This is a genomic window from Brachybacterium sp. AOP25-B2-12 (assembly GCF_052378625.1).
GTDB lineage: Bacteria > Actinomycetota > Actinomycetes > Actinomycetales > Dermabacteraceae > Brachybacterium.
The window spans coordinates 127,102-142,877 of the sequence record NZ_JBQSXW010000008.1; the positions used below are offsets into that span (position 1 = coordinate 127,102).

A 15,776-nucleotide genomic window follows, 5' to 3' on the forward strand; every position below is an offset into this window, starting at 1 on the left:
GGGGTGCTGCTCAGGCGGTCTCGGACGCGCCCGGATCGGCGCCCGGCTCGGGCGCCGTGCCCGGCCCGTCCTGGATGGGATCGACGCCCTCGCCGACGGGGTCCAGCGGCACCACCACCACGGGGCGGCGCTGGCGATGGGTGAGCTGGGCGGCGACGGAGCCGTTGAAGAGCTCCCGCAGCGAGCCGCGCAGCCCTTCCTTGGTGCCCACCACGATCATGAGCGCGTCGAGCTCCTCGGCGACCCGCGAGATCTCGGTGGCAGGCCCGCCGACGCGCAGCCGGGGCGTCCAGGCGATCCCGCGCGGTGCGACGACCTCGTCGATGATCCGGGACAGGGCCGGATCGAACTCGAGGTCCTCCGCGAGCGGCGGCACCGTGACGAGCCCCCCGGTGGGGGTCTCCCCGAGCGTGTAGGGGCTGGCGTCGACGGCGACGCAGGTCAGGCGGGCGCCGAAGGTGTCCGCGTACCACGCGGCGGTCTCCACGACGTGGCGCGACCTCTCGTCCACCACTCCGACGACGATGTCCCTGGTGGTCTGTGACATGGCGTTCCCTCCAATCCGGTCCGCCCGGGGCGGGCCCGCGGTGGCGCCGGCGGCTGCCGTGACGTCCCCTCCATTGAAGCACCGTCCCGGCATCGCGGCGGGACGTCGGTCCTGATCCGTCCGATGGCGGAGAGCCCTGCCTCAGTCCCCGGCGGTGCCGCCGACGTACCACTCGGGGAGCTCCTCGGGCGCCAGGCGGGTGGGGTCGTCCGGGCGGCTGAGGGTGAGCATGGCGCGGCCCACCTGCGGGAGGCGTTCGAGGTCGTCCTCGACGGCCTGCACCCGCACGGCGAGCGTGCCCTCGGGCAGGTCGCCGGCCATGTCGACGGCGGCGACGACGAACAGCCGTTCGGGGCCGATCCACTCGGTGTGCAGGAAGCTGACCCGCTCGACCGCGGGATCGGTCACGAGCGTCGTGAGGATCTGCCGCTCGAGGAACGGCGTGCCTCCCTCACCGGTCAGGAAGTCGGAGTTGCGGCGGATGAGGTTGATGGCGATGACGCCCAGCAGCAGACCCACGAGGATCGAGCCGATCGCGTCCCACACCGGGTCCCCCGTCACCTGGTGCAGCACCAGCCCGGCGGTGGCGATCCCGATGCCGATGAGCGCGGCGAAGTCCTCGAAGAACACGGCCCGCAGCATCGGGTTGGAGGTGACCCGGATGAACCGGATCGGGTGGCGCAGGCGCCCGGAGGCGCCCGCACGGGTCTGGCGCACCGACTGCAGGAAGGACGTGCCCTCGAGCACGAAGCTCAGCGCCAGCACGAGGTAGGCCCAGCCGTAGGCGGCCCCGCCCTCCTCCGGTGCCCCGAGGGACTGGATGCCGTGCCAGACGGAGACCCCGGCGCCGACGGCGAAGAGGCCGATCGCGGCGAACATCGCCCACACGTACCCGGAGCGCCCGAACCCGAGCGGGTGGTCCTCGTCGGCGGGACGCCGGGCCCGGCGCTCGCCGATCAGCAGCAGCACCTCGTTGCCGGTGTCGGCCCACGAGTGCACGGCCTCGGCGAGCATCGATGCGGAGCCCGTGATGCCGGCGACGACGGTCTTGGCGACCGCGATGAGGATGTTGGCCAGGAAGGCGATCATGATCGTGCGCAGGCTGCCGGAGCCGCTCTCCCCCGCTGCGGGATCGGTGGGCGACGCGTCCTGCGGCGCGGCGGCGTGGTGTGTGCTGGATGCCATGGTGACCTGCTTCCCCGACGAGCTGACCGGGCCATCATGCACCGGGCGCCCCGGCCCGTCGCGTCGATGTCGGCGAGCAGACAGGTCCGGCCGTCGCCGCTGCCCCGGGTCGCGGCGGCGAGGCGGACCCGGTCACCTCACCGGCACGGCCTGCGACTGCCCCTGTACGGGGGCGAGCTTCGGCGCGGCCTTCTCGCGGTTCTTCCGCAAGTACGCCGTCTTCTCGGGGCGCGCCTCGCGCTCGGAGTGCTGGTACGCCGCGCTGGCCCTCGTCGTCCTGAACCTGATCCCCCTCGAGATCTACCTGGCCGGCGGACTGCTCCTCGTCCTCCTGTTCCTGGTGGTCCTGGTCCCCTCGATCGCCGTGGCCGTGCGACGCCTCCACGACGCCAACCTCAGCGGCCGGCTCTACCTCCTGACGGTCATCCCGAGCGTCGGCCCGATCATTCCCCTGGTGCTCGTCCTGCTGCCGCGCAAGACCGAGGGCAGCCGCTTCGACCGGGTCTGAGGCGGAGCACCGCCGACACACCAGGCCGCGGACGGACCGATCGGGCCGAACTCCTCGCATCGCGGCCCCGGACCTGCTAGACCGGGAGCCCCGACGAGGAGGCAGCCATGACCCAGCCCGATCTCCGACCCGCCGAGCTCGCCCTGCGCCCCGGACGAGGCGAGCTCACCGCATCACCCCGACGACGCAGCGCCGCCGAGCGCGCCGAGGCGCTGGCGCTGATCGTCGAGCGCCTCGACACGCTCCCACCGGAGGCGGCGCACGACCTGTTCGGCCCCGGTGCTCAACGGATCCTCTACGTCCACTTCGAGGACGGCGCCTCGCGGGTCGCCCTGATCCTGGACCCGCCCACCGCGCTGCGCGCACCGTCGGCCACGGCGCTGGAGGCCCACGTCCGGGCGCACGTCGCCGAGTCCCGCGGGGTCAGCGACGTCGACGTGCACGTCTTCGGCAAGAGCGTGCCGCGCGACCTGGCATGGCAGGTGCTGCGCTCCCTGGCGTGATCGGCGACCGTCTGCCTCGAGCGGTGGGCGAGCACGCACCGTGAACGCGGACGACACGAGCCCCGTCCGGAGGGGTGCGCACGAGCACCTCGCGGTCCACGATGCGGGAGATCCGTCCACGTCCGACATCGTGGCGGACATCGACCCCGGGGGGGGACACATGAGCGTCTGGATGGACGACGACCGACGAGAGCATTCGACACCGCGTCCGCAGGGCCCGCGCTTCGACCCGCTGTACGGCGCGACGCCGCTGGAGGCCCCTGGGGAGGTTCTTCACGAAGTACGGGGTGCTCCGGGGCCGGGCGTCCCGCTCGGAGTACTGGTGGGTGACGGTGATCCTCTCCGTCCCGTCCGTGATCGTCGGCGTCGTCGTGCAGGTCGCCGGGCGAGAGCTCCCTCGGAACTCTGCAGGCGATCTTCGTCATGGGCCTGATCATCGGCGTCGCGACCATCATCCCGACCTTCGCCCTGACCGTGCGACGCCTCCACGACGCGAACTTCAGCGGCCTCTTCCTCCTGCTGGGCTTCGTCCCGTTCATCGGCGGATTGATCGTCACCATCCTGCTGCTCATGCCGGACCGTGAGGAGGGCTCCCGCTTCGACTGGTGACGTCGCGCCGAGGGGCCGCGGCGCGATCTCGTCGGGGACGTGCGGCGGCCGGGGAGGATTCACACGGCGCGGCCGGCGACCGGGAGCTCCCCCGCGTAGAGCCCGGTGGACAGGTACCGCTCGCCGCTGTCGGGGAGCACCGCGACGATCGTGCGGCCGGCATTCTCCTCGCCGGCGGCGAGCTGTCCGGCGGCGACGAGCGCGGCCCCGGAGGAGACGCCCACGAGCAGTCCGAGCGTGCGCGCCACCTCCCGCGCGGCGCGGTAGGCGTCGGCTCCGGGCACGTCGAGGATCTCGTCGACCACGTCGAGGTCCAGCACGGGCGGGATGCCGTTGCCGCCGATGATCCCCTGGATCAGGTGGGGCGCGAACTCCCCGCCTCGCAGGACGGGGGCCTCGGCGGGCTCGACCGCCACGACCTGCAGCGCGGGGTTGCGCTCCTTGAGGTAGGAGCCTGCGCCCGTGATCGTGCCGCCGGTCCCGGTCGTCGCGACGAGCACGTCGACCTCGCCGTCGGTGTCGGCCCAGATCTCGGGGCCCGTGGTCTCGTGGTGCGTCGCGGGGTTGGCGGGATTGCCGCCCTGGCCCGACAGGAACGCCCCGGGGAGCCGCTCGACGATCTCCCCCGCCCGCTGGTTGGCGCCGGCCATCGCGTCGACGCCCGGGGTCAGCACCACCTCGGCGCCGAGCGCCTCGAGCAGGTGCCGCCGTTCGAGGGACACGTCGTCGGGCAGCGTGATGATGAGGCGGTAGCCGAGCGCCGCGGCGATCCATGCCAGGGCGATCCCGGTGTTGCCGCTCGAGGCCTCCACGATCGTGCCGCCGGGGGTCAGGCGTCCGTCGGCCACGGCGGCGCGGACGATCGCGAGCGCGGTGCGGTCCTTCACGCTCGAGGCCGGGTTGAAGGACTCGAGCTTGCCCAGCACACGGGCGCGGGCGCCCGGCAGAGCGGGCGTGACGTCCAGGAGCGGGGTGCCGCCGACGAGGTCGGTGAGGCTGGAGGCGACGCGTGACATGGGGATCCTCTGGTGGTGCGACGGGGTCGGGCACCATCCTCGCGCCCGGGGCGGGTCCGGCGACGCACGTGACGTCATGTGACGGGTCGGTGACGGCGCCCGAGGGGTCAGGGGCGCTCGTCGTACGCGCCGCGCGCCGCGAGGATCGCCGGCATGGCGTGCTCGACCCAGTCGCGCGTGGCGTGCAGCAGGGGCACGAGGGTGCGCCCCGCGTCGGTCAGCGCGTAGTCGACGCGGGGCGGCACCTCCGGAAGGGCCGTGCGGGACACCAGGCCGTCGCGCTCGAGGGTGCGCAGGGTGCGCGAGAGCACGCTCGGGGAGATCCCCCGAGCGCGCCGTGCGAGCTCCCCGTTGCGCGCGGGGCCCTCGGCGAGGGTCTCGAGGATCAGCACGGTCCACTTGTCCCCGACGAGCCCGAGCACCTGGCGGCTCGGGCACCCGGGGTCCCGGACGTCGAAGTCCATCGGCTCAGGTCCCTCCTGCCGCGACGGCGGCCGTTCAGTAGGCGACGGAGACGCGCCGACGCAGCTGGGTGCGGTCCTCGAGCACGTCGACGAAGGCGAGCGCGAAGTCGTCCCCGGAGATGTCCGAGCGCCCCTCGGCATCGCTCAGCAGCACGTCCCCACCCAGACGGTACGTGCCGGTGCGCTCGCCGGGGTTGTAGGAGCCGAACGACGCGGCGGGGCTCAGGTACAGCCAGTCGAGGCCGGTGGTGTCCTCGCGCAGGGCCTCGAGCACGGCGCCGTGGGCCTTGGCCTCGCCCGCGAAGGCGGCCGGGAAGTCCGGGGTGTCGAACAGCAGGGGACCGCCCTCGGAGACGTGGAGCGATCCGGCGCCGCCGACGAGGGCGAGGCGCGCCCTGGCGGACTCCGCGGCGTCGCGCAGGGCGGGAAGGGCGTCGAGCAGCGTGGGCCCGCCCTCCTCACCGGGAGCGGCATGCAGGGCGACGACGACGTCGTGGACGCCGTCGGTGACCTCGCGCACGAAGGCGGCGTCGTGGACGCTGCCGGCGCGGGCCTCCCGATCGGCGGGGACGGCGGAGACGTCGCGGGCGACGGCGATGACGTGGTGACCGCGGCGGACGAGCTCTGCGGCGATGCGGCTGCCCGCGTACCCGGTGGCTCCGAAGACGACTGCTGTGCTCATGACGAGACCTCTCTACGTTTCGAGTAGTGACTACTCGGAACGTAGCTTCGTCGCGGACCTGCGTCAAGTGCGTGCGATCGACCGGCAGCACGGCGTCACACCACGTCCAGTGCGCGAGCCCGCCAGCTCTCCAGCAGACCCGCGATCACGATGGACTCCCGATGCGGGATGGCGGGGTCCTCGGGGCGCCCCTCCCCGATGGCGGCGACGAGCGCCACGGCCTCCGAGGTCATCGGGCCCACCACGTCCACGTGCAGGTCCTCGGTACGTCGTCCGCGACGCAGGCGGACCAGGTCGGCGCTGCGGGTGCGGCTCCCCCAGCCCTCGGGAAGGGTGATCGAGCCGGTCGTGCCGAGGATGCGGATGCGTCGCGTGCGCGCCGCGGTGACGGCCGTGCGGCGACGAAGTCCCGGCTGATGGCCCCGGGGCCGAGGATCGCCCAGCGGGTCACGGTCATGAGGTCGCTCCCGGCCGGGTCGCCGCGCCGGGCACATCGTGCTCGGGGCCCGGCCGGTGCGCGGGGAGCATCCACGTGAGCGCATCGGCCCAGGTGCCGCGCCACCAGGCGGCATCGTGGCCGCCGGCGAACTCCCGATAGGTGGTCTCGTAGCCGCGGGCATCCAGCACGTCGTGCAGCCAGCGGTTCCCGAGCACCTGCCAGACCTGCGCGGGCGGTGGGCCCAGCTCCAGCTCCCCCACCTCGTGGAAGATCCGGATGGGCGCGGGGGCGGCCGTGGCGAAGGCCTGCAGGAGCAGAGGCGTGGGAGCGGTGACGACGTCGGGGGCAGGCCTGCCGGGACGCGCGAGGTCAGGATGGAACCAGCACGAGGGCGACTGCAGGATCGCCCCGCCGAACACCTCCGGCCGCTGGAGCGCGGTCCACCCGGCGCACAGCCCCCCGAAGCTCGACCCGGACAGGATCGTGCGGTGCGCGGAGCCGGTCGCGCCGTATCGCTCGCGCAACAGGGGCAGGAGCTCCTCGGTGAGGAACCGGGTGAAGTCGGGGTTCCCGGTGAGGTCGCGGTCGCGCAGACCCGCCTGGTCCACGAGCACGACGAGGGCGGGCTCGATGGCCCCGTCGGCCAGCAGCAGGTCGCGGACCGCCGGAGCCGTGTGCCGGGGTGTCCCGTCGAAGACGAGGACGACGGGCAGGTCGTGGGCAGGTGCGGCCGGCGGCGGGGAGATCCAGACCCGGCGACGCTCGCCGAGGGCGGCGCTGTCCAGGACGATCTCCTCGGCGGGCGCGCCCGCATGGGAGGCGACCCGGTCCAGGATCGGCAGGGGGGCGGCGTCCGGGAGCACGGCGAGGGCCCCGGCGAGCCGTTCGTCCCGCTGGGGTCGTGCGCGGTTCCAGGGATCGGGAAGGTCCTGACGCGTGCCGTCCAGGCCCCGACGCTCGAAGGCATAGCTGAAGCGGAGCGCCGAGGGCAGCGACACCGTCAGCGCCTGCCACGACGTCCCGGACACCGGGTGCAGGCGGTGCTCCCCCGGGACGGCGCGCTGGACGAGGCTGCGGAGATCGAAGGTCGCGCCCTCCTCGGGGCGCGGATCCTCGAGCACGAAGGTCACGTCGCACCGGCCGTCCTCCACCGGGCCCAGGAGCGGGGTGCCGAGGGCGATGATCCGCTCGCGCGCCTCCCCGACGTCGAGCCGACCCTCGGAGACCTCGCGGAGCAGCGGATGGTCGGAGTGCTGCGGCAGTGCCTGCCCTGTCGACGGGGGCGTGGTCATCGCGGGGACTCCTTCGTCGGGACGGCGTCGAGCAGTCCGTATGCTCCCACGGCGGCACGGCCCGGCATCAGGGCCGGTGCGCCGGGCGGCACGGCATCGGCCTCACACCACCGTCGCAGGCTCCGGCCACGCGGCGGGTCCCGGGGCGATCCGGTCCAGCTCGGGCAGCACCTCGGTGCGGAACAGCTCGAGGCCGTTGCGCCAGGCTCCGTCCGTGAGGTCGCCGCGGTGGGCGGGGATCGTCACGGCGCTGAAGCCGTAGGCCTCGACGTAGCGGCCCAGCTTGTCGAGGGCCTCGGCGGGGCTGCCGATCAGCGCGGCGCTGCGGGCGACGTAGTCGTCGAAGCCGTGGAACAGGGTGTCGTCGGCGAAGTCGTTGAACGTGTCGACCTTCCCCGCGAAGCGGTGCTCGTAGATGGGCCGGAACGTCTCGCGCGCCGCCTGGGAGGTGGGGGCGAGGTAGAGGCTGAACCCCGAGCCGACGAGGGCGTCGCGCGGATCCCGGCCGCGCTCGGCCCAGGCCTCGCGGTAGCGCTCGACGAGCGGGCGGTACCCCTCGACGGACTTCTGGAAGTTGGCCACCCAGATCGGGTCCCCGAACTCCGCCGCGAGCTCGACGGTCTCGGCGGAGGTCGAGGAGCCGTGCCAGGTGCGGATCCGCCGTTGGAGCGGCTGGGGCTGGACCTGCACCCCGCGCAGCGGCGAGTGGCGGATCGAGGCGACGTCCTCACGCGGCTCCCAGTGCACGGGCTCGCCCGACCAGATGTCCCGCAGCAGGCGGTAGTTCTCGCGCTGGGTGGTCCACGCCTGCTCCCGCTCGATCCCGAACAGCTCGGTCTGGTCGGGGCCATTGCCCTTGCCGACGATCAGCTCGAGGCGTCCGCCTGCGAGGTGGTCGAGCGTCGCGTAGTCCTCGGCCACCCGCACCGGGTCCAGGAGGGACAGCAGCGTCACCCCGGTGAACAGGCGGAGCCGCGCGGTGCGCGCGGCGATGTGCGACAGCAGCACCGGCGGCGAGCTCGAGATGAACGGGGCGTGGTGGCGCTCCCCCACCGCGAAGCCGTCGAAGCCCAGCTGCTCGAAGAGCTCGGCGTTCTCGACCACCGTCGCGAGGCGCTCGGTGGTGGTGGGCTGTCTCCCATCGGCGAGGGACGGCGTGTTGGCGATGATGTCGAGTCCGACGACCTTGACCACGGGCGGCTCCTGGCAGTGCATCACCGTCCGCTGCGCGGGCGGTCCCACCCGGCGGCGTGCGGGCGGTCTCGCCGCAGACAAGCAGGTCCGCGGGGTCGCTGTCCGCCCCGGTGACGGTGGATGACGCCGCCCGTCCCCGGGGGCCTCGGCCCGGTCCCTAGGCGGCGTGGGACAGCGGTCGGCGCTCGCACGGTCGGATCCTGCCGTGATCCGAGGCGGGCGACGTGTCACCATGGACCATGCGCCGCCATGTCTCCTCCGTCATCACCGGAACCGTCACCCAGCAGGCCACCATGGTCCTGTCCGTCGCCGTCTCCTCCCACGCGGACGTGACCCACGAGTCGCTCGAGGTCACCGTCGACGGCGTCGAGATCCCCCTGCGTGAGCTCACCGACGTCGAGGGCACGCGGCTGCACCAGCTCGAGGCGCCCGTCGGCTCCTTCCGCTGCACGTACTCGGCGCAGGTCGAGGGCCGGTCCCGGCCGGCCGAGCCCGCGCCGATCGATGCGATCGTCTACGCCCGCCCCAGCCGCTACGGGGAGAGCGACACCCTCGCACCGACGGCGACGGCGGAGTTCGGCCACCTCGCGGACGAGGACCTGCTCCCGGCGATCTCCTCGTGGGTGGGCACCCGGCTCAGCTACGTCCCGGGCTCCAGCCAGCCCACCGACGGGGCCGTGGCCACGCTGCTCGCGCGCGAGGGCGTGTGCCGCGACTACGCCCACCTGACCCTCGCGCTCCTGCGTGCGCGGGACATCCCCGCACGCCTGGTGTCGGTGTACGCCCCGGGGCTGCACCCGATGGACTTCCACGCCGTCACCGAGGCGCTCGTGGACGGACGATGGGTCGTGGTCGACGCCACCACGCTCGCTCCCCGGTCGACCCTGGTCCGCATCGCCACCGGCCGTGACGCCGCGGACACCGCGTTCCTCACCGTGACCGACGGCGGTTTCGAGCTGGACGAGGTCTCGGTGCAGGCGACCGCGGACGAACTGCCCGACGACGACGTCCGCGAGCAGGTCTCGCTGGGCTGAGCGGGCGGCCCCTGCTCGGGCGCCGGGCGCCCTGCCCTCACGCGGCGAGCGCGACGCCGCCCAGCGCCAGCGCCGACATCAGGCCCGTCGACGCCGCCGCGAGGACGAAGGGCCGGGCCCCGACGGCGCGGAGCTCCCGGACCCGCACCCCGCATCCCAGGGCGAACATCGCCGCGGCCAGCAGCATCGTCTGCGCGAAGGCCGCCACCGACAGGACCACCGGTGGGAGCTCCACGAACGAGCGCACGAGCACCATCACGAGGAATCCGAGCACGAACAGGGGGACCACGGGCGGGCGGCGCGCCCCGTCGGCCACGCCTCCCCGGACCGGGGTGCGACGTCTCTCGCGCAGGCTCAGGACGGCGATCACCGGGGCCAGCAGCACCACCCGGGAGAGCTTGACGACGACCGCGACGGCGAGCGCGCCCCCGCCGATGATGCCGCCGGCGGCGACCACCTGCGCGACCTCATGGATCGAGGCGCCCGCCCACATGCCCGCATGCACGTCGTCCAGCCCCATGAGGGAGGCGCCGAACGGGACCAGCAGGATCATCGCCGATCCGACGAGCACGACGAGGGCCACCGCGGTGATGGTGTCGTCCCGCCGCTCGTCGCGGGGGTCGAGGGCTCCGGCGGCGCCGGCCACGGCGGCGGCGCCGCAGATCGAGAAGCCGCACGCGATGAGCAGCGTCAGGTGGGGCGGCACCCCGAGTGCCCTCCCCAGGAGGACGGTGCCCACGAGGCCTCCGGTGACGATCAGCACGACCGCGCCGAGCATCGGGGCGCCGAGTCCGAGGATGTCGGCCAGCACGAGCTGGAGGCCCAGGAGCACGATCCCGGCGCGCAGCAGCATCTTGGCGGAGAGGTCGATGCCCGGGCGGGTGGCGGCGGGGACGCCCGCGGTGTTGGCGAGCACCACGCCGACGACGATCGCGATGAGCAGGGGGCTGAGGCCGGGCACGAGGCGGGACAGCGCGGTGGCCGCGACCGCGACGACGAGCGCGAGAGCGATGCCGGGCCCGAGCGTCCGCAGGCGGGAGGGGCGGACGGCGGGGACGGAGGTCGGCAGGAGGTCGGAGGGCACGACGTCCATGGTCGGCCCGCGCCTCGGCGGCGCGGAAGGCGCAGTTCCCGGGCGCGGCACAATCTATGGTTGTGGCCGAAGGAGGTGCCCATGTCTCGCGAACCCGATCTGGACGCCCTGCGCGCCCTCGTCACGGTGGCGGAGGAGGGCGGCATCTCCGCGGCCGGGCGCCATCTGGGGATCAGCCAGCAGGCGGTGTCGGTGCGCCTGCGCGCCCTCGAGCGCGAGCTCGGCGTGCGTCTGCTGGTGCGCACCGCGCAGGGGTCACGGCTGTCGCCCGCGGGCGAGGTGGTGCTGGGCTGGGCCTCGGTGCTGCTCGCGGCGGCGGATGAGTACGTGGCGGCGGTCGCCACGCTGCGCACGGATGCCCGGCCCACGGTCCGGATCGCCGCGAGCCTGACCATCGCCGAGCACCTCCTGCCCGACTGGCTCGCACGGCGTCACGCAGAGCTCGGGGCGGGCGCCTCACCCGTGCAGGTCACCGTCGCGAACTCGACCGCCGTGCTCCGGGCGCTGCACGAGGGGCAGGCGGACCTCGGCTTCATCGAGACCACGACGGTCCCGGCCGACCTCTCGTCGCGGACCGTGTCCCACGACCGCATCGACGTGGTCGCACCCCAGGGTCACCCCTGGGCGGTGCGGGGGACGGTGTCCCCCGCCGAGCTCGCCCGCACCCCGCTGGTGCTGCGCGAGCAGGGCAGCGGCACCCGGCAGACGCTTGAGGAGGCCCTTGCCGCGGCGGGGCATCCGCGCACGGCCGAGCCCGCCGCGGTCATCCCCACGACCCTCGGGATCCGCAGCGCCGTGATGTCCGGGGTGGCGCCCGGCGCGCTCAGCGGACGCGCGGTCGCCGCTGACGTCGAGGCCGGGCGCCTGGTGCGGGTCCGGGTGCGCGGTCTCGAGGTGCGCAGGCCGCTGACGGCGGTGTGGCCGGCAGGGCCGGCGTCCCCGGACGTGCGGGACGTCCTGGCGGTCGTGGAGCGGGCCGAGTCGCTCAGAACTCCTCGTAGACCGCCGGGTCCTGATCGGCGAGGCGTCCGTCGGGACGCCCCAGCGCCGTGATCGCGGCGATCTCCTCGTCGGAGAGGTGGATGTTCGCGGCGTCGAGGTTCTGCTGCTGACGCTCGGTGTGCGAAGCCTTGGGCAGGGGGATCACGCCGCGGGACACGTGCCAGGCCAGGACCGCCTGAACGGGGCTGATGTCGTGCGCCGTCGCGACGGCGGCGATCGCCGGATCCTGCAGCAGTTCGGAGCCGCGGCCGATGGGGCTCCACGCCTCGGTGAGGATCCCGTGCTCGGCGTTGTACGCGAGCGCCTCCTCCTGGGGGAAGCGCGGGTGCAGCTCGATCTGGTTGACCAACGGCGCACGCCGGTGGCCTTCTCGATCTCCTCGAGATGCTCGGGCAGGAAGTTCGAGACGCCGATGGCCCGCACCAGGCCGCGCTCACGGGCCTCGACCAGGGCGCGCCACGCCTCGACGAACGTCCCCTGCTGGGGGTTGGGCCAGTGGATGAGGTACAGGTCGATCGCATCGAGCCCGGTGCGGAACACGCTCTCCTCGATCGTGCGCAGCGCGGCCTCGTACTCGTGGTGGCGGCCGGGCAGCTTGCTGGTGACGATCACCTCCGAGCGCGGGACGGACGCGTTGCGGGCGGCGTGGCCCACGGCGCCCTCGTTCTCGTAGTTGACGGCGGAGTCCAGCAGGCGGTAGCCGGTGTCGACGGCGCCGGCGATGGTGCGCGCGCCCTCGGTGCCGTTGAGCTTGTAGGTCCCGAAGCCGATGGCCGGGAGGGTGAATCCGTCGTGCGCGGTGAGGGTGGGGATCGAAGTCGTCATGGCTTCCACGCTACGCCCGTGGGTCCGCGCCGTCACCGATCGGGGGCTGCGTGAACGCGGGTGCCGCGGATGGCGGGGGCGACGGCCGCGCTCGGTGGGCGCAGGCGGCGGGCGAGGGCAGGGCGAGGCGGATCACCCTGGTCACACCGTGGCCCGACCAGCGGGTCCCGCCCCGGAGATGCCACGCTGTCCTGCGGGAATCCACCTCGCGGGGCTTCGACCCGGGAGCCGTCCGTTTCCGCATCGCGCAGATTCCGCGCGCACCACCTGCCGTCCTCGGAAGGACCCTGCCCCATGCGCCCACCCGCCGTCCCGCTGCGACCTGCCCTGGTCATCGCCGGGCTGCTCCTGGTCGCGGCGAACCTCCGCGCCGGGATCACCACCGTGGGGCCCGTGCTGGACCAGGTGCGGGCGGACTCCCAGATGGGCAGCGCGCTGGCCTCGGGGCTCATCAGCCTGCCGCTGCTGGCCTTCGCGGTGGTCTCCCCGCTCGTCCCCGCGCTCGCGCGGCGCCTCGAGCTCGAACGGACGCTGGCGCTGGGACTCGCGACGCTCGCCGTCGGGCTCCTCGTGCGGTCCCTGCCGCCTGCGCCGCTGCTGTGGATCGGCACCGCGCTGATGGGCGTGGCGATCGCCGTCCTCAACGTCGCGCTGCCCTCGCTGGTCAAGCGGGACTTCCCGCGCTCGATCGGCCCGGTCACCGGCACCTACTCCGCGGTGCAGTCGGTGTTCGCCGCGATCGCGGCGGGCGTGGCCGTGCCGCTGGCCGATGCCACCGTCGCCGGGTGGCGGCTGCCGCTGGGCCTGTGGGCCGCGCTCGCGCTCATTGGCCTGGGCGTCCTGGCCCCGCAGCTGCGGCGGCGCACCGTGCTCCCCGAGGCTGCGGACCCGCTCCGCCTCGGGGATCCGCTGCGCCCCGCCGTCCCCGGGGCGGCGCACTCCCCGTGGCGGTCGCCGCTGGGCTGGCAGGTCACGATCTTCATGGGCCTGCAGTCGGTGGGGTACTACGTGTTCATCACCTGGCTGCCCTCGATCGAGGCAGACGCCGGCACCAGCCCGGCCACGGCAGGCGTGCACCTCCTGCTGCTGAACGCCGCCGGGATCGGCGGGAGCGTGCTGTGCTCGGCGCTCATTCCCCGTCTGCCCGACCAGCGGCCCCTCGTGGCAGGGGCGAGCACCGTGTTCCTCGTCGCGACCCTGGGCCTCATGACCGCACCGGGCCTCGGAGCCGCGTGGGCGATCGCCGCGGGACTCGGTGGCGGGGCCTGCATCGTCCTGGCGCTGTCGTTCTTCGGGCTGCGCACCCGCACGCACCGGCAGACGGCCTCGCTGTCGGGGATGGCCCAGTGCGTGGGCTACCTGCTGGCGGCGTGCGGACCCATCGCCGCCGGCGCCCTGCACGACGCCACAGGTTCGTGGACGCCGGCTCTCACGGTTCTGGCCGGGGTGTTCGTCGTGATGGCGGCGATGGGTCTGCTGGCTGGGCGAGCACGGGTCATCTCCTGATAGGTCGCAGCCCCATGTGCGGAGCGCGGCACCGTCGAGAGATCCGCCCGGTCAGAGCAGCCCCGACTCCTCCAGGAGCTCCTCGATCCACGTCCCGTGGAGCTTCCCCAGTGCCTTGGACCGCACGAATCCCGGGATGGGGATCTTCGTGGGCAGCGGCTCCTCGGTGAGGCTCTTGCGGTCGCGCAGGTAGTAGGCGGCCTTGAGAAGCTCCCGGATGTCGTACGCCGAGGCGAACACCTCGGGTACGCCACGCTCGACGTCGAGGAACGTGTACACGGCCTCCATCGCGGTGCGCACGGAGTACTCGGTGGTGAAGACCGTGTCCCGCGTCGGCGACTCGGCGAAGTTCCCGATGAAGGCGAGATTCTTCGAGCCGGCGGGGACGACGTCGGGGCGGTCGCCCGGGTGCCGCGGCATGAAGTACGTCGTGATGAACGGCATGTACACCGGATTGGTGTTGATCGACTCCCGGGCGGCGAGCTCGGGGATCAGCGTCTCGGGTACGCCCAGGTGGTACAGCCACTCCTGTGTGATCTCCTCGCCGGTGCACTCCGTGATGCGCTTGTGCACGAAGTCGCCCTCGGTGTCGGAGTAGAGGCCGTAGATCCAGACCGTGGTCTCGTTCTCGGACTGCTCCTTGAAGTGCGGCTGGCGGTGCACGGCGAAGCTCAGCATCCAGCTCGAATCGGTGACCGTGATGATTCCGCCGGTGTTGACCTTGTGATCGTGGAGGTCGCGCTTCGTGAGGCGTTCGATGTACGGATCGACGGCCGTGTTCTCGATGGTCGCGGTGGCGGAGATGAACCAGCTGCGCTCGGGGAGGTCGTCGATGAACACGTCCGGACGTCCGAACTCCGGCGACTGCGCGGCGAGGTTCTTCCACAGGGTCCAGCTGCCGCCGGGCTCGGCGGTGATCGGTGCGGCGGTGTGGTGGTCCCCATAGGTGCTGGACTCGGTGATCGACCCATTGGTGACGAACACCAGATCGTCCTCGGTGAGCGGGACCGAGGTCTCCTCGCCGCCCACCGTCAGCAGGAGCTCCGTCGCGACCTTCGTGTCGCCGGTGACGTCCACGCGCACGTCGCGCACGGTGGTGTCGTACCGGAAGTCGACCCCGTGGTCACGCAGGTAGGCCAGGATCGGCTTGACCATCGACTCGTACTGGTTGTAGCGGTTGAACTTCAGGGCGCTGAAGTCGGGCAGGCCGTCGATGTGGTGGACGAACCGCAGGAGGTAGCGGCGCATCTCGGCGAGGGAGTGCCATCTCTCGAAGGCGAACATGGTGGCCCAGTAGGTCCAGAAGTTGCTCGCGAAGAAGTCCTCGGAGAAGTACTCCTCGATGGTCCTGCCGTGCAGCTCGCTCTCGGCGGTCACGAAGAGCTTCGCGATCTCCTCCTGAGCTCCGTCGGTGAGTGTGAACGCCCCGTCGCTGGCGACCCGGTCACCGCGGTCGTGGATCAGGCGGCAGTTCGAGGAGTTCGGATCGTCCTTGTCGAGCCAGTAGTACTCATCCAGGTACGACGCCCCCTCGATCTCGAGCGACGGGATGGAGCGGTACATGTCCCACAGACATTCGAAGTGGTTCTCCATCTCGCGGCCGCCCCGGGTGATGAAGCCGATGGAGGGCCGGTCGGTGCCGTCGAGGGATCCGCCGGCCAGGGGCAGCTCCTCGAGCACGTGGATCCTGTCGCCCGGGACCTGGGCGTCGCGGATCAGGAAGACGGCGGCGGCCAGACCCGCGAGGCCTCCGCCGACGATCCATGCCGACTTCTCATCGGCATGGGCGGGTTTGCGGGGGCGGGCGAACGCTTCATAATTCCCGTTGGAGTAGTACATGGGGGTTCCTTCCGGTGGGTGCGTGGGGTGGTCGCTGG

General features: G+C 72.9%; 16 protein-coding genes and 1 pseudogene. 6 read left to right on the plus strand and 11 right to left on the minus strand.

Annotated elements, in window-relative coordinates:
* Positions 1-10: 10 nt before the first annotated feature.
* Entirely contained in the window at positions 11-547 is a 537-nt protein-coding gene (locus ACT3TZ_RS08065) for a universal stress protein (protein ID WP_444582886.1), read from the minus strand.
* A 141-nt stretch (positions 548-688) separates the two neighbouring features.
* A complete protein-coding gene (locus tag ACT3TZ_RS08070) occupies positions 689-1,732 on the minus strand; it encodes a cation diffusion facilitator family transporter (RefSeq protein WP_444582887.1) in 1,044 nt (347 codons plus the stop codon).
* Here ACT3TZ_RS08070 and ACT3TZ_RS08075 point away from each other — a divergent pair.
* The 3 genes from ACT3TZ_RS08075 (at position 1,731) to ACT3TZ_RS08085 (ending at position 3,352) form a co-directional block, all read left to right on the plus strand.
* Positions 1,731-2,240 (plus strand): DUF805 domain-containing protein, encoded by a 510-nt coding sequence (locus ACT3TZ_RS08075; protein ID WP_444582888.1) that lies wholly within the window; start codon positions 1,731-1,733, stop codon positions 2,238-2,240. The genes ACT3TZ_RS08070 and ACT3TZ_RS08075 overlap by 2 nt on opposite strands.
* A 107-nt stretch (positions 2,241-2,347) precedes the next feature.
* Entirely contained in the window at positions 2,348-2,743 is a 396-nt protein-coding gene (locus ACT3TZ_RS08080) for a hypothetical protein (RefSeq protein ID WP_444582889.1), read from the plus strand.
* A 423-nt stretch (positions 2,744-3,166) separates the two neighbouring features.
* Positions 3,167-3,352, plus strand: coding sequence for a DUF805 domain-containing protein (locus ACT3TZ_RS08085; RefSeq protein WP_444582890.1), 186 nt, complete (start codon positions 3,167-3,169; stop codon positions 3,350-3,352).
* Positions 3,353-3,411: 59 nt separating this feature from the next.
* Here the strand turns inward: ACT3TZ_RS08085 and cysK are convergent, their stop codons facing one another.
* The 6 genes from cysK to ACT3TZ_RS08115 all read right to left on the minus strand — a co-directional run bounded on the left by cysK (position 3,412) and on the right by ACT3TZ_RS08115 (position 8,439).
* Positions 3,412-4,368 carry a cysteine synthase A gene (gene cysK, locus ACT3TZ_RS08090; RefSeq protein ID WP_444582891.1) on the minus strand — a complete coding sequence of 319 codons (957 nt, stop codon included), beginning with the start codon at positions 4,366-4,368 and terminating at the stop codon, positions 3,412-3,414.
* A 107-nt stretch (positions 4,369-4,475) separates the two neighbouring features.
* Positions 4,476-4,832 (minus strand): winged helix-turn-helix transcriptional regulator, encoded by a 357-nt coding sequence (locus tag ACT3TZ_RS08095; protein ID WP_444582892.1) that lies wholly within the window; start codon positions 4,830-4,832, stop codon positions 4,476-4,478.
* A gap of 34 nt (positions 4,833-4,866) precedes the next feature.
* The gene (locus ACT3TZ_RS08100) at positions 4,867-5,514 is read right to left on the minus strand and encodes an NAD(P)-dependent oxidoreductase (RefSeq protein ID WP_444582893.1); all 648 of its coding nucleotides are present in this window, start codon (positions 5,512-5,514) and stop codon (positions 4,867-4,869) included.
* 95 nt (positions 5,515-5,609) lie between these two features.
* Positions 5,610-5,747, minus strand: coding sequence for a hypothetical protein (locus tag ACT3TZ_RS08105; RefSeq protein WP_444582894.1), 138 nt, complete (start codon positions 5,745-5,747; stop codon positions 5,610-5,612).
* A 220-nt stretch (positions 5,748-5,967) separates the two neighbouring features.
* A complete protein-coding gene (locus ACT3TZ_RS08110) occupies positions 5,968-7,245 on the minus strand; it encodes an alpha/beta hydrolase (protein ID WP_444582895.1) in 1,278 nt (425 codons plus the stop codon).
* A 102-nt stretch (positions 7,246-7,347) separates the two neighbouring features.
* Positions 7,348-8,439, minus strand: a complete 1,092-nt coding sequence (locus tag ACT3TZ_RS08115; protein ID WP_444582896.1) for an LLM class flavin-dependent oxidoreductase — start codon at positions 8,437-8,439, stop codon at positions 7,348-7,350.
* Between the two features lie 239 nt (positions 8,440-8,678).
* On the opposite strand from ACT3TZ_RS08115, the gene ACT3TZ_RS08120 reads away from it, so the two are divergent.
* Positions 8,679-9,473, plus strand: a complete 795-nt coding sequence (locus ACT3TZ_RS08120) for a transglutaminase-like domain-containing protein (RefSeq protein WP_444582904.1) — start codon at positions 8,679-8,681, stop codon at positions 9,471-9,473.
* A gap of 37 nt (positions 9,474-9,510) precedes the next feature.
* Here ACT3TZ_RS08120 and ACT3TZ_RS08125 read toward each other — a convergent pair whose 3' ends face one another.
* Positions 9,511-10,566, minus strand: coding sequence for a YeiH family protein (locus tag ACT3TZ_RS08125; RefSeq protein ID WP_444582897.1), 1,056 nt, complete (start codon positions 10,564-10,566; stop codon positions 9,511-9,513).
* Between the two features lie 81 nt (positions 10,567-10,647).
* Between ACT3TZ_RS08125 and ACT3TZ_RS08130 the strand changes: the two genes are divergently transcribed.
* Complete coding sequence (locus ACT3TZ_RS08130) at positions 10,648-11,619, plus strand: LysR family transcriptional regulator (RefSeq protein ID WP_444582898.1); 972 nt, start codon at positions 10,648-10,650, stop codon at positions 11,617-11,619.
* Here ACT3TZ_RS08130 and ACT3TZ_RS08135 read toward each other — a convergent pair.
* Positions 11,552-12,393 (minus strand): annotated as a pseudogene (locus ACT3TZ_RS08135) (aldo/keto reductase). The gene ACT3TZ_RS08130 and the pseudogene ACT3TZ_RS08135 sit on opposite strands and share 68 nt — an antisense overlap.
* A gap of 294 nt (positions 12,394-12,687) precedes the next feature.
* Here ACT3TZ_RS08135 and ACT3TZ_RS08140 point away from each other — a divergent pair.
* Positions 12,688-13,899 carry a CynX/NimT family MFS transporter gene (locus tag ACT3TZ_RS08140; RefSeq protein ID WP_444582899.1) on the plus strand — a complete coding sequence of 404 codons (1,212 nt, stop codon included), beginning with the start codon at positions 12,688-12,690 and terminating at the stop codon, positions 13,897-13,899.
* 51 nt (positions 13,900-13,950) lie between these two features.
* Here ACT3TZ_RS08140 and ACT3TZ_RS08145 read toward each other — a convergent pair.
* The coding region (locus ACT3TZ_RS08145) for an oleate hydratase (protein WP_444582900.1) at positions 13,951-15,776 on the minus strand (1,826 nt) is incomplete at its 5' end.

Coding starts and splice junctions, on each gene's coding strand:
- ACT3TZ_RS08065 (WP_444582886.1), bottom strand. CDS start 547: ATGTCACAGACCACCAGGGACATCGTCGTCGGAGTGGTGGACGAGAGG.
- ACT3TZ_RS08075 (WP_444582888.1), top strand. CDS start 1,731: ATGGTGACCTGCTTCCCCGACGAGCTGACCGGGCCATCATGCACCGGG.
- ACT3TZ_RS08070 (WP_444582887.1), bottom strand. CDS start 1,732: ATGGCATCCAGCACACACCACGCCGCCGCGCCGCAGGACGCGTCGCCC.
- ACT3TZ_RS08080 (WP_444582889.1), top strand. CDS start 2,348: ATGACCCAGCCCGATCTCCGACCCGCCGAGCTCGCCCTGCGCCCCGGA.
- ACT3TZ_RS08085 (WP_444582890.1), top strand. CDS start 3,167: ATGGGCCTGATCATCGGCGTCGCGACCATCATCCCGACCTTCGCCCTG.
- cysK (WP_444582891.1), bottom strand. CDS start 4,368: ATGTCACGCGTCGCCTCCAGCCTCACCGACCTCGTCGGCGGCACCCCG.
- ACT3TZ_RS08095 (WP_444582892.1), bottom strand. CDS start 4,832: ATGGACTTCGACGTCCGGGACCCCGGGTGCCCGAGCCGCCAGGTGCTC.
- ACT3TZ_RS08100 (WP_444582893.1), bottom strand. CDS start 5,514: ATGAGCACAGCAGTCGTCTTCGGAGCCACCGGGTACGCGGGCAGCCGC.
- ACT3TZ_RS08105 (WP_444582894.1), bottom strand. CDS start 5,747: ATGACCTCGGAGGCCGTGGCGCTCGTCGCCGCCATCGGGGAGGGGCGC.
- ACT3TZ_RS08110 (WP_444582895.1), bottom strand. CDS start 7,245: ATGACCACGCCCCCGTCGACAGGGCAGGCACTGCCGCAGCACTCCGAC.
- ACT3TZ_RS08120 (WP_444582904.1), top strand. CDS start 8,679: ATGCGCCGCCATGTCTCCTCCGTCATCACCGGAACCGTCACCCAGCAG.
- ACT3TZ_RS08125 (WP_444582897.1), bottom strand. CDS start 10,566: ATGGACGTCGTGCCCTCCGACCTCCTGCCGACCTCCGTCCCCGCCGTC.
- ACT3TZ_RS08130 (WP_444582898.1), top strand. CDS start 10,648: ATGTCTCGCGAACCCGATCTGGACGCCCTGCGCGCCCTCGTCACGGTG.
- ACT3TZ_RS08140 (WP_444582899.1), top strand. CDS start 12,688: ATGCGCCCACCCGCCGTCCCGCTGCGACCTGCCCTGGTCATCGCCGGG.